The sequence below is a fragment of the Sphingobacterium chungjuense genome (genome assembly GCF_011316935.1).
Classification (GTDB): Bacteria; Bacteroidota; Bacteroidia; order Sphingobacteriales; family Sphingobacteriaceae; genus Sphingobacterium; species Sphingobacterium chungjuense.
Map to the genome: position 1 here is coordinate 271,097 of NZ_WLYS01000003.1, position 13,253 is coordinate 284,349.

Annotated in this window: 11 protein-coding genes; 8 read left to right on the top strand and 3 right to left on the bottom strand. The window is 41.5% G+C overall.

The features are described from left to right. Positions 1-15 precede the first annotated feature (15 nt). Positions 16-1,110 carry an L-dopachrome tautomerase-related protein gene (locus tag GKO22_RS08935; RefSeq protein ID WP_166334270.1) on the bottom strand — a complete coding sequence of 365 codons (1,095 nt, stop codon included), beginning with the start codon at positions 1,108-1,110 and terminating at the stop codon, positions 16-18. Between the two features lie 6 nt (positions 1,111-1,116). After that, positions 1,117-1,863 (bottom strand): dienelactone hydrolase family protein, encoded by a 747-nt coding sequence (locus tag GKO22_RS08940; RefSeq protein ID WP_206367861.1) that lies wholly within the window; start codon positions 1,861-1,863, stop codon positions 1,117-1,119. A 352-nt stretch (positions 1,864-2,215) separates the two neighbouring features. Here GKO22_RS08940 and GKO22_RS08945 point away from each other — a divergent pair, with 352 nt between their 5' ends. The 4 genes from GKO22_RS08945 (at position 2,216) to GKO22_RS08960 (ending at position 8,432) form a co-directional block, all read left to right on the top strand. Then, positions 2,216-3,265, top strand: coding sequence for a TonB-dependent receptor domain-containing protein (locus tag GKO22_RS08945; protein ID WP_166334272.1), 1,050 nt, complete (start codon positions 2,216-2,218; stop codon positions 3,263-3,265). Between the two features lie 193 nt (positions 3,266-3,458). After that, positions 3,459-6,260: a TonB-dependent receptor gene (locus GKO22_RS08950; RefSeq protein ID WP_166334274.1), complete on the top strand. Its 2,802-nt coding sequence runs from the start codon at positions 3,459-3,461 to the stop codon at positions 6,258-6,260. Between the two features lie 79 nt (positions 6,261-6,339). Then, positions 6,340-7,344, top strand: coding sequence for a purple acid phosphatase family protein (locus GKO22_RS08955; RefSeq protein ID WP_166334276.1), 1,005 nt, complete (start codon positions 6,340-6,342; stop codon positions 7,342-7,344). A 14-nt stretch (positions 7,345-7,358) separates the two neighbouring features. Continuing rightward, positions 7,359-8,432, top strand: a complete 1,074-nt coding sequence (locus GKO22_RS08960; protein ID WP_166334278.1) for a phytase — start codon at positions 7,359-7,361, stop codon at positions 8,430-8,432. A gap of 81 nt (positions 8,433-8,513) precedes the next feature. Here GKO22_RS08960 and GKO22_RS08965 read toward each other — a convergent pair whose 3' ends face one another. After that, positions 8,514-9,356, bottom strand: a complete 843-nt coding sequence (locus GKO22_RS08965; protein WP_206367862.1) for an SMP-30/gluconolactonase/LRE family protein — start codon at positions 9,354-9,356, stop codon at positions 8,514-8,516. A 272-nt stretch (positions 9,357-9,628) separates the two neighbouring features. Here GKO22_RS08965 and tssD point away from each other — a divergent pair, with 272 nt between their 5' ends. The 4 genes from tssD (at position 9,629) to GKO22_RS08985 (ending at position 13,252) form a co-directional block, all read left to right on the top strand. Then, the gene (tssD, locus tag GKO22_RS08970; protein ID WP_166334280.1) at positions 9,629-10,135 is read left to right on the top strand and encodes a type VI secretion system tube protein TssD; all 507 of its coding nucleotides are present in this window, start codon (positions 9,629-9,631) and stop codon (positions 10,133-10,135) included. A gap of 7 nt (positions 10,136-10,142) precedes the next feature. Next, positions 10,143-11,162: a hypothetical protein gene (locus GKO22_RS08975; protein ID WP_166334282.1), complete on the top strand. Its 1,020-nt coding sequence runs from the start codon at positions 10,143-10,145 to the stop codon at positions 11,160-11,162. A 349-nt stretch (positions 11,163-11,511) separates the two neighbouring features. Then, entirely contained in the window at positions 11,512-11,835 is a 324-nt protein-coding gene (locus tag GKO22_RS08980; protein WP_166334284.1) for a hypothetical protein, read from the top strand. 235 nt (positions 11,836-12,070) lie between these two features. Next, the gene (locus tag GKO22_RS08985) at positions 12,071-13,252 is read left to right on the top strand and encodes an MFS transporter (RefSeq protein WP_166334286.1); all 1,182 of its coding nucleotides are present in this window, start codon (positions 12,071-12,073) and stop codon (positions 13,250-13,252) included. The last annotated feature ends 1 nt before the right edge of the window (position 13,253 follow it).

The following is a 13,253-nucleotide window of genomic DNA, read 5'->3' on the forward strand; positions in this document are numbered from 1 at the left end:
TAAAAAAGAGCATAACTACAACGGCAACTTCACCTTAAACGCCCGATACGGATATTCCGTCTTGTCTTCACCATTATTCCACTGTGGTAAACGTTGTAATTGTGCGCAGGTAAAATACAGATAATCGTCTGAGCTGATGCCGAAAGAATCGGACCATATCAGGTTGGGATCTTCGATTAAGATTTTTCTTACACCGTCGGGTGTTATGTACGCAATAGCATATTCTTCCGATGAAGCGAAGTATACATTACCTCTCTTATCCGCTATCATCCCATGGGTAATACCGACTTTACCTAGATCTTCCACCTTATCCTGCAAGTCCGCATCACTAAGCTGCGGATTAGCTAGATAATTGGTCTCGATACGATATAAATTTTGCTTATTGATGGGTTTGAAATAAAAGTATTTGAAATCTTGTGTTAGTGCGATACTATTGATGTTTGAGGAAAACGGCTTACCATCGTTATCTTGCATTTTGACCCCGTCATATTCTAAGACTATATCTTCAGCTCGAGTGAATGCCGTATGCGACAGTACACTTCGGGACTGCTTTGTCTGTAAATCTAAAACTACGATAGATGCGAGACCTGGATCTGATAGGTAAGCCAGACTCCTGTCCGTATCTATACGCACATCATTGAGCGCAGATTTGGACTTATCTAAGTCGTCAAAGAAGAAGACATCTTCTACTTGATTGTTTTTAGTATTGATCTTCACTAATTTAAATAGACCTTCCTCCTCTACTACACTATTGGCAAAAATATTGCCCGCAGGTGCAGGCCGAGAATCTAAAACCCATAAAAAATCATTTGCATCAACGAACAAATCCTGCACTCGTAAAAAATGATTTTCGTACGCTCCTTTTTGATTCCACTTTGCATTTGGATATGGCACTAGCTCACCACCTATCAATTCTGCTAATGCTAGATTGCCTGCACCATCATAGTTAGGAAACGACACAAAAATCCGATTACTATGATTGACACTCAATCCAATAGCCATACTTTTATCAAATTGTGCTACTTCGATCAGTTCATCATCGGGCGCTATGCCCACACAACTTTGTATCAACAGCACCACTGTACTTAGTAGGATTAGGAACGCTTTCATACGGATTTAGTTTAGTACTTCTTTTAGAAACAATAAGGTATGATTCCACGCTCGCTGCGCCATGATAGGATTATAATCCTTAGAAGCCGGATCTGTAAAAGTGTGTTCTGAATTGGCATAGGTGATGATTTGCCAATCTGCTTTGCCGTCCTTCAGTTCCTGCACGAGGTTATCATAATCTTCTTTAGAAATGGATTTATCATCTGCAGCATGTTCCACTAATACTTTTGTACGAATGGGTTTATTTTCTCTCGCTGCATCTTTCGCATAACCACCATGTATGCATACCACTCCTTCCACTTTCATATTTGCGCGGGCGACTTCTAGCGTACCTGTACCTCCGAAGCAATATCCGATGACTGCTATCTTTTGACCATTTGCTCCAGTCCTCTCTAGCTCGGCTAGCGCAAGCGCTATACGATGCTGATAAGTTTGGAAATCGTTTTTATATTGGGACGCTATCTTACTAGCTGCCTCATTATCCTCTGGAATATTTCCTTCGCCATATATGTCGGCAATGAGTGCAATGTAACCTTGCTTCTCTAGTGCTAGAGCTGCAGTTTTTGCTTCTTGATCAATCCCTTTCCATGCCGGCAATATGAGCACACCCGGTAGTTTCTTATTAGCATTAGACGTGACTAAGCCAGAGAGTTTCTGATTTTCGTCTTGGTAATTCACAGCTTTCAATTCCTGTGCTTGAACATATAATGGACCACTAACCAGCAGAGCGATTACAAAAAGGTATTTTATCATAACTTTACTATCCTTAAATGAATTTTTAACCTAAACTACCAAAATTACACAATAAGTATACCAGTAGTAAGACATTATATAAACCTAACGAATAAATGCCTGTTTTCAGACCAAAGGCACAACCAATATGCCATTGTTACACGAGGCCATTGGCGATAATTTAAAGAATACGGCAAGCCAATTTCCTGACTGTAACGCTAGAGTTTCTACATAGCAAAATTACCGCGTTAACTACCTTGACTTATGGTAACAAACGACACAGAAGGAAAAAGCAATTTTGGCATCTGGCGTGAAAAATAGAGACAGGCTCGCCATTTGGGGGATGAATGGCTACGAATGAGTACTTTTTAAAGTGCAAGCTAGAGAATTGATATTCGCAAATTATGTGCGTTGGGATCAAAACATTACGGATCGTACTGCCGTCTTTCTGGGTGCACGTTTAGAATGGACAAAGCTTCAATACACGGGCAACTACGTACAAGACGAACAAGATCTTTTAGAAACCATCACCAACAGAAATCGTTATGTGACGGTGCTGCCTAGCATCACTATAAAGCATCAGGTCACTGATGATTTTATCTTACGCGCAGCTGTTACGACCAGCTTGGCTCGTCCCAATTATTATGCTTTAGCTCCGTTTGTCAACAGCCTTCCCGAAGATAGAAACATCGAAGCCGGCAACCCAAATCTGAAAGCGACCTACTCCAGCAACTACGATCTGATGGCTGAAAATTATTTCAAAAACATTGGTCTAGTCTCTGGCGGAATATTCTACAAGCGTTTACGCAACTTTGTATACCAATATCGCGATCTCAGCTATACTGAAGACAAATTTGCTATTGATTTCCCAGATTTGCCCAATCCTATTAGCGGCAACAACGCGGATCGATGGACTTTTAGACAAGCGCGGAATGGCCGCGCTGTGGATTTATATGGCACGGAGATCGCCATCCAGCGGCAATTGGATTTTCTTCCAGGCAAGTTCTTCAAAGGTTTTGCGGTATACACGAACTATACTTATATAAAATCTATTGCCAGAGGTATTACCATTGTAGATGGCGAAGATCGTACTGGTCTTTCTTTGCCAAAAACAGCTCCTCATATGTTCAACGGATCGGTATCTTGGGAAAACCAACGATTCCTAGCACGCGTGTCGAGCAATTTTGCGGCAGCATATCTGGATGGCATCGGCGGAACATATTTTGAAGATGTATATTATGACAAGCAGTTTTTCTTAGATGCGAATGCAGCGTTAAAAATAAGCCCACAACTCCGGATTTTTGCAGAAGCGACCAACCTGACTAATCAACCGTTGCGATATTACCAAGGAAGCAGAGAACGAATGATGCAATTAGAATATTATCGTGCCCGCTATACATTGGGTATCAAACTCGATTTGTGATTCTTCACGTCTAGAAATTATATAAGCTAACTATTTGTTCACGCTGACCACATAAAAACGTAAATAAAAAAGATACAGATACGAAATGAGTCTTGAAGACAGTTCATCTACGTTATGCTTAACCTAAGCTTAACATGCCAATAACTCACACTTATTGTAGAGGTAATAGTTTTGTGGAAAATCAGATACCTACATGAAATTATTCTACACGTTTGCCTTGTTACTATTGTGTTCCAACACTTTTGCGCAAACCACCATCTTAAAAGGAAAAGTCCTTGATGCCAGTGATAGCTTCTCCTTACCAGGTGCTACACTTCGTTTAGAAGAAACGAACCGACACACTGTTTCAGACGCAACAGGATCATTCGAGTTTTTGGGTGTACCTGTTGGCACCTACACTATTACAGTCAATTACATGGGTTACCAAGTGTACAGAAAAGAAGTGACGACCAATGGTAAACAAGAAAATTTGCAGATCTTACTCCAGCCATTGAGCCACTCTTTGGATGAAATCAGCGTGATTGGTGATATCGCTAAAGGGCAGGCAAAAGCTTTAAATCAACAAAAAAATAATAGCAACATTACCAATATCATATCTTCTGATCAGGTAGGTCGCTTCCCCGATCAAAATATTGGAGATGCGCTAAAACGTGTACCAGGCATTACGATGCAAAATGATCAGGGCGAAGCACGGAATATTATTATTCGTGGTCTTTCGCCTGAGTTGAACTCCGTAACGATCAATGGCGACCGTATTCCATCCGCCGAAGGCGATAACCGCAACGTACAGATGGACTTGATTCCGGCGGATATGATTTCGACTATTGAAGTCAACAAAACACTCACGCCAGATATGGATGCCGATGCGATTGGTGGATCGGTGAACTTGGTGACTCGTGCTGTACCAAACAAACAACGTTTTTCGGCAACGATGAGTGGTGGCTATGCGCCTATCCGCGGGAAAGGTTTGTACAATGGCGCACTTGTTTACGGAAATCGCTTTATGGATAATAAGCTTGGCGTCGTAGTAAGTGGTACTTTACAAGCGCAACACTTCGGCTCTGACAACGTGGAAGCAACTTGGAGAGAACAAGACGGACGCATTGCGATGAGCGAAATGGATATCCGCAAGTACGATGTACAACGGATTCGCCGAAGCGTATCCTTAGCGACGGATTATGAGATTAACTCCCGCAACCGCATCGAGTTGAATGCTATTTATAATTGGCGTGATGACCGGGAGAACCGTTACCGTACGAGATACACTGGACTGACTTGGAATGATGATATTCAAAGTTATACGGGACGTGTTCGTAGACAGACTAAAGGCGGTATCGGAAATAGCTTGAATGATAATACGCGATTAGAAACACAGAAGGTGATGAATTTCTCTGTCAAAGGAGAGCACTTGCTAAGCTCTGTGGTAGATTTGGACTGGGCAGCTAGTTATTCCAAAGCACTGGAAGATCGTCCGAACGAACGCTACATACAGTATCAATCGCCAAACAGTATTCGTTTAGATCAGGATCTGAGCGATACTTACAGACCATTAGTGGTCGATCCATACCAGGATAATTCGATCTTCAACCTGCACCAATTAACAGAAAACCATAACTACACGGCCGAAGATGAATTTGGTTTTAAAGCCAATGTACGTTTCCCTTTCAGTGTTATATCCGATCAAAAGGGTCGTATTCGTGTTGGTACGCGACTTCGTGCTAAAACAAAATCGCGAGACAATATCTTTTATAGCTATACGCCTACCACACCGTTTGGAAATATGAGCACGCTTCCGCTGGAGAATTGGAGCGGTGACAACTACGCTGCTGGTAGCAAGTACACACCGGGATCGTTTGTAGACAAGCGTTTTTTAGGTGGATTAGATTTCACTAACTCTAGCTTATTTACACAAGAAGCTGATCCATCGGAATACTTAGCCGTAAATTACAGTGCAAAAGAGCTGATCTTTGCCAATTATGTACGATGGGATCAAAATATAACCGAACGTACTTCTATGATTATTGGAGCACGTATGGAACTGACCAAAATCAACTATACAGGTAATTATGTTGAAGGTGAAGAAGATTTGCTGGGTGCAGTAAACAACAAAAACAATTACATCAATATTCTACCAAGCATCTCTTTCAAACATGATGTCACCAATGATTTTATCTTGCGCGCGGCTTATACAACTAGTTTAGCTAGACCAAACTACTACGCCTTAGCTCCCTATGTAAATAGTGTTCCAGAGGACAGAGAGATCACAGCTGGTAACCCGAACTTGAAAGCGACCTACTCGCACAACTTCGACTTTATGGCGGAAAATTACTTCCAAAACGTCGGTTTGGTATCTGGAGGTGTTTTTTATAAGCGAATGAAAAACTTCATTTACAATTATAGTGATGTGAATTATACCAATGCGAAGTTTGCTAGTGCATTTCCAGGGATATCAAATCCTATTCCTGTAAACGCTACTGATCAATGGACTTTCGTGCAAGCGCGTAATGGTGAAAATGTAGATGTATACGGATTGGAAGTTGCCTTCCAACGTCAATTGGATTTCTTACCGGGTAAGTTTTTGAAGGGATTTGGTGTATATGCGAACTATACGTACATTAAGTCGGTTGCCAAGGGCATTACCAACGATGATGGTGAAGAACGTACTGGTCTTGGATTGCCTAGAACAGCACCGCACATGTTCAATGCTTCTATCTCTTGGGAAAACAGCCGCTTTTCAGCACGCTTATCCAGTAATTTTGCAGCAGCCTATCTAGATGAAATTGGTGCATCGGAGTTTAATGATGCATATTATGACAAGCAGTTTTTCTTAGATGCGAATGCTTCTTATAAGATTACACCTAAACTGCGTATTTTCGCTGAAGCCAATAATTTGACTAACCAACCATTGCGTTACTACCAAGGTAGCACAGAGCGCATGATGCAATTAGAATATTACCGTGCGAGATATACACTTGGTCTTAAGTTTGACCTCTAGTACTCTGCTAATATCATCACTCAACAACATGCAACAAAACTTCGGTTTTGTTGCATTTGCTTTAAACACGATAACAAACATGAAACAACTACTAATTACATTCTTAACGGTCGGCATATGCATTTCGAGCCTTGCGCAAGAGCAGGTAACTCCTTTTGAGTACGAAAAGCAGACGGGCTATTCTGGAAAAAATATTCCAGGCATCACCTACCAGGAAGATAGCTTTAACTTCGTCGTAGTTGGCGATTTTGGCCGTGTGGGAGATTATTACCAACGCGACGTGGCCCGTGAAATGGGACATGCTACAGTTGTACTTGATGCAGATTTTATTTTATCTGTAGGTGACAACTTTTACCCAGATGGCGTGCAAAGCACACAAGATTATCATTGGATATCTTCTTTCGAAGAGATTTATAAAGATCCCAGCTTGTACCGACCTTGGTATGTCGCATTAGGTAATCATGATTACCGCGGGAATGTGCAGGCACAGATCGATTACACTGAAGTGAGTAGAAGATGGAATATGCCGGATCGCTATTATAGCAAAACATTTGAATTGGAAAATGGCAAGAAAATGCAAATGCTCGTAATCGACACCAACCCATTCATCAAAAGCTATCACAAAAACCCTGAAAAATACCTTCAAATTGCGGAGCAGGATACGGCCGCGCAACGCCAATGGTTGGAACGTGAACTCGCTAAGAATGATCCTTCGATCGCTTGGAAAGTCGTGGTAGGCCATCATCCTCTGTATAGCGGTGGCGTGCGCAAAGAAAATGCAGACACAAAACTTTTCGAGCAGCAGTTTGCAGATCTTTTCGACAAATATAAGGTGGATGCATATATCTGCGGCCATGAACACGATCTCCAAATCATCAAACCAGCTGGCCGATATACGACGCAATATCTTTCTGGAGCAGGTAGCGAGGTGCGCCAATCCGGTGAACGGGAAGGTACTATCTTCGCAGCTACAGAGCCTGGTTTTATGACATTTTCTATCGTGAACAACAAATTGACGGTGCACGTCGTCAAAGCAGATCCAAAAGGTGCTGCTGTACTCTATAAACACAATACGGATAAATAACTCTACTGACACAAATGAAACATATAATCAACCTTAGTTTAGCAATTTGTTTACTAACTTCTTGTGGCGATCGCTTAGCCAGCGTCGCTCCCAACGCATTAAAACCAACGATCATCACTGAACCAACGGAGCACGACACAGACGATCCTGCGTTTTGGATACATCCTACTGATCCAACCAAAAGTTTGGTTATTGGCACGGATAAGGAAGTTGGCGGAGGTCTATATCTCTACGATTTAGAAGGAAAAATTGTCAACAAATTCTTGGACATGCAGCGCCCTAATAATGTGGACGTAGCCTATGGATTGGACATTAACGGCGTAAAGACCGATATTGCTGTCATTACAGAGCGCAAAGCAAATACAATCCGAATCTTCTCTTTACCAGATCTGAAACCGATTGATAACGGTGGCATACCAATTTTTGAAGGCGAGCAAGGCGAAGACGAGCGTGATGGCATGGGCATCGCTTTATACACGCAAAAAATCGATTCAACAAGCAGCACTATTTACGCGATCGTTGGTCGTAAGACTGGTCCTTCGGGCACTTACCTTTGGCAATACAAACTTGCTGCAGATCAAAATGGCATCGTGCACGGTGAAGTGGTCCGTAAATTTGGCACGTATAGTGGCAAAAAAGAGATTGAAGCCATCGCAGTCGATAATGAGTTGGGCTATGTCTATTGTTCGGACGAAACGGCTGGTATTCGCAAATATTACGCTGATCCTGCGCACGGCAATGAGGAATTGGCATTCTTTGGTCAGCAAGACGCCTTACGCGATCACGAAGGTATTGCGATTTATAAAAAAGAAAATGGTGCTGGATATATCTTGGTATCAGACCAACAGAAAAATTCTTTTTTGGTGTACGACAGAGCAGGAACAGCATCTGATCCACATGCGCATATCTTGCTTTCCGAAATCCCAGTTTCTGCTGTAGAGTGTGATGGCGCCGATGCAATCAACTTGAATCTTGGACCAAAATTCCCAGAAGGCATGTTGGTAGCTATGAGCAATAGCCGCATATTCCATTACTATGATTGGCGCATCATACAGGAATGGATTGATCACAATCCGGTAAAAAAATAAAAGTACAATCATTACAAAATTGGCTTATCAAAAAAGATAAGCCGATTCTTTTTATAACTGTAGAAGATAATTTAAAATATGCTACAGTGACGAAGTATTAAGCTTGACACGGAGCAGATAATTTGAAGCGGTAATGTACAACCAGTCGTCAGCACCAAAAGCACAATTCGCCGTTGCTACACCAGTGTAAATACGACCAAGGAGTTTTCCTTCTTTGCTAAGCACAGCGATTCCCTTGCCCGCTCCAACAAAAATATTACCCTGACCATCCACTTTAAAACCATCTGGCACCGCTCCTTCGTCTGCCAAACTCTTACTAAAATCGTACAAAACTTTTCCCTTACCAACGATCTTGCCATCGCGAAATGAATAGGCCAATAAGTGTGGTCTTTTAGGATCACTCAAGGCTACATACAAGACAGACTCATCTGGCGAAAATGCAATACCATTTGGTTTCTGTAAATCTGATAAGATCTGTTCAACGGTACCATTCGGTGTGATCTTATAAACGCCGTCTTCCGCTATCCCTCGGTGAAGGGTATCTTTTTCGCGATCGGGCAAACCATAAGGCGGATCTGTGAAGAAGTAAGAACCGTCACTATGTTGACATAGGTCATTGGGAGAATTCAGTCGTTCGCCATTCCACGAATCTGCGAGCGTAACCTTACCGCCCCTGCTCAAAGACATCTTGGAGATACGCCGATCTCCGTGTTCGCACGCTACAAGTTCGCCTGCCTTATTAATCAACAAACCATTAGAACCCGGCTCACTACTGTAAGGATGCAAACCTGTATAACCAGATGGCATTAAAAAAGGTTGAAAACCATCTTCTACACGCCATTTATAGATGGTATTTCGTGTTGGGTCACTGCATAACAAAAAGCCATGCTCTGGCACCCAAACTGGACCTTCTGCCCACTTCATACTATCTGCTAGTATTTCTATAACTTGATCAGGATCAACGATATTTTTGAAGGAGACATCAATGCTCTCTATTCTTCCGAGAGTAGGGTAAGTCTGACCTTTACTTATAAAGGAAAGGAGAACGAAAAAACTGAAAAATAGGTTTCTAATCAACATCATATGTATCAAATATAACTTTCAGGACTAATGCACACAAGTCTTACGTACTGATAAAGGGAGGATAGTGGAATAATAATTGTTATTACAAAAATTCACTATCTATTGTTAAATATATGAAACAAACGTTTGTATTAATCTTTGTGCTTGCATTATCGAGCATTCTAAGTTCTAATGGCTTTGCCCAACAAAGTGACAATCGCACCAAAATACAGTTGACAATTACTTTTGAAGGGAAAGAGATTGTAACAGATCTGACAGGTGTCAGCACGTCATTCTCTCGAAACCCAGAGAATGTGGAGACCTTGCCGTCTACGGCGAAAGATACGGTCAAACCGACGACTACTGATTATTATGTTGGCAACATATACCTCGGTGTAGATGCTCATCAAATCAGTGATGATATGTTGCGCATTTTCTCTAAGAAACAGACGCGCTTCGATGGGAAGATCACTGTCGTAGATACTTATGCGCGCACACCCGACCGTACCATTACATTCAAAGACGCTGCTGTACTAAGTTTTTCCCAGCAAATGTCTACCTACGGCGAATCATATGGCAATTCTGCGATGACATTTAGCTGTAAAGAGATTGCTGTTAATGGTATAGACATCGAGCAGTAAAACCTCTATGAAACGTTTCTATCAAACGCGTTGGGAAATCACGCCTGACCGTATTGTGCTATATCCTCAACGGACGTTCAGCATGATAGCCATCTTCTTATTGATCATGGGGATTGGCTTGTTCGTTCTGCTATATAATCAGGATGAAAACTTAAAGTCGCTTTGGCCAATCGCTTTAATATGGTTACTATTTACCATCTTTTTCGGCGCATCGGCTCGAAATTGCATCGTCTTCGATAATCAATCGGGTACGCTGTACCATAAATGGTTAGGAGTACTTACGACTAGAAGCATTCCTTTTAACGAATTACACAGTATTAATGTAGTTAGTCAGAGTGGATTAGGTGGCTATAGCTACAAACTGTTTCGTAAGAAGGCGCGCTATGGCCGAGGCATTGCCGTCTCATCCGGTTACAGCAAAGCAAATGATGAAAATGCATTAGCCTTTGTGACCGAAGTGATTCCTAAAATACATGCATTCTTCGATCAGCATGACAAACTATCAAATCCAGAGATCGTACCGTTGACTTCGCTACGATATTTCCGGCAAGATGGAGATCAATATGTGGTGCGAGGTGCTAAGTTGTCGCATGTATTGTATGGGTTATTATTCATCACCATGTCCATCTGGATTGCGTTAGGCGTGCCGGAGAAAACCATCGGCATCCATATTGCACAAGTGTTTGTCTTGTTATTGGTCGTTGTCTTCGTGAATAGTGTTTTTATCAAATTCATCTTTGATCCTCAACAACGCACTTTGAAAAGGACAGCACTCTTTTCTTACATGAATAAGGAATACAGTTTTGAGCACTTTTTAGGAGTACAGGCTGTACGTCACACTACCAATATGATCTACACGGGTACTTCGGTACATCTACATTTCGTGGATGTATCAAAAAATAATAAAGCGATAGAATTAGAAGTTGCCTCTTATTATCGTGTAAAGAATGTGGATCGCTTTATCCAAGAGTTTCATCAAGTGATGCAAGTGCAACATCCACTACCATCTATAGAGGAGCAGATCTAAATCCTGTAAGTCATCTTATTTGTACCGAAATAGGATGACTTACAATATTTGATGAAGTTTGATGTATTGCAGTAGCATGATGGTTTTAGCATCTTTATGTTTTGATAACTATGTTATTTCAAATGATCAAATATAAGAGATTGTCCTTTTCATCCTGTTACACGAAAGTTAAAAGGTGCGAGTTTTTATCCCACCTAAAAAGCTTTTCATAAGTCTTTCTTTGTCAGTAAAAATTTTTCTATTGTTAGCGTAAACAATGACACAGAAAAATTGTATATTGGACTAAGGATTAGACAGTTGGCATTGTTTCCATATTGCCTATCACGTACATCATCTTAAAAAGATAAACATGAATTCTAAAACCCAATCAATTTTAAGTTATCTCGGTATTTTATGGTTAATCGCTTATTTCTTGGGCAAGGATCAGCGTGACAGTTTGAGCCTCTATCACTTGAGGCAAGGTTTCGGTCTATTATTAACAGGTGTGATCATCAACGCTGTCGGATATATATTGGTTAGCGTTGTTGCTGCCTTATCATTTGTCATCAACATTATCGGTATTATCTTCCTTATTTTTATCGTGCTCGGCGTACTGAACGCTGTCAATGAAGTTCGCAAACCGTTACCTCTGATCGGACATCTATTCGAAAATCAGTTTTCATTTCTAGATTAATCTCTTGGTGATTCACTCAGCTTTCGCGATGTATCACGCGAGCTAGCAGAGGCATTTACTATCATATTTCGATGCAAAAGAAGAATTCTCTTTTGCATCGTTTATTTAATAAACACTAAAGAACTGGATTGAAAATCCGTCTTAAAGGTATAAAATCAATTTTTCGGAATCGCATGATCTAAGCTTTTGACAATGTACGCTTTTGATTACCTTTGCGGTACATCTATAAAACATCATGACGGTATCCAATGTGAACCAAGATACGGTAGACATTTCTGTGAACAAAAGTAGAATTCGTCTAGCCGTTGCTGCTTTCTATTTTTGTCAAGGGCTTGCTTTTGCCTCTTGGGCCAGTAGAATTCCTACGATCAAACAGCATCTTGGACTTTCTGAGGCACAGCTTGGAACTGTGCTGCTGATGTTGCCGATTGGTCAATTATTAACCATGCCTCTGTCAGGACGTCTCGTTTCTAAATACGGAAGTCATCGCTTGCTTCCCATCGTTGGATTTTTATATGTAGCCAACCTTTTTACGATTGCACTAGCACCGAATATGTGGGCTTTGGGCGCGGCACTCCTGTTCTTCGGCATCATTGGCAATATGTGCAACATCTCGGTAAACACGCAGGGTGTATTGGCAGAAGGAATTTATGAACGTTCGATCATGTCATCTTTTCACGGCACATGGAGCATTGCAGGCTTTACCGGTGCCTTGATTGGCTTGATCTGCATGACGCTAAAGCTCTCCATAGAAACACATTTTCTAATCATTACCGGTATCGTATGGACACTGAATCTGTTGAACAGGAAATATTTGGCACTGCCATCGGGTATACAAACTAAAAAAGGCGGTTTTGCTTTTAAGCCCGATAAATTATTGATTTCCTTAGGCGTCGTTGGCTTTTGTAGCATGGCGACCGAAGGCGCTATGTTCGATTGGTCTGGCGTGTATTTCGATGAAGTAGTGCACGCGCCAAAGAGTCTTATTGTGTTGGGCTATGCGGCATTTATGGTGATGATGGCTTTGGCTCGATTTGTAGGCGATAAAGCACTTTCTAGATTTGGAAGACAAAGAATGTTGCAAGGAAGTGGTATTTTAATGTTTTTGGGAATGGCACTCGCCGTCTCCTATCCTAGCCTAATTGCAAGTACTTTGGGTTTTATGCTAGTTGGGCTTGGTGTTGCTTGTAACGTGCCTGTTGTGTATTCGGTAGCGGGCAAACATCCAACCATTTCTTCTGGCATGGCATTAGCGATGGTTTCAAGTTTGAGTTACCTTGGCTTTTTGATCGGTCCACCGTTGATTGGTTATATCGCCGAACTGTCGAGCTTGCGCTTTTCTTACGGCGTATTTTCCCTGTTCGGAATTGTCTTGTGTACCATGTGTACTATCCTACCAGTCTTTAAAAATTCGTAGT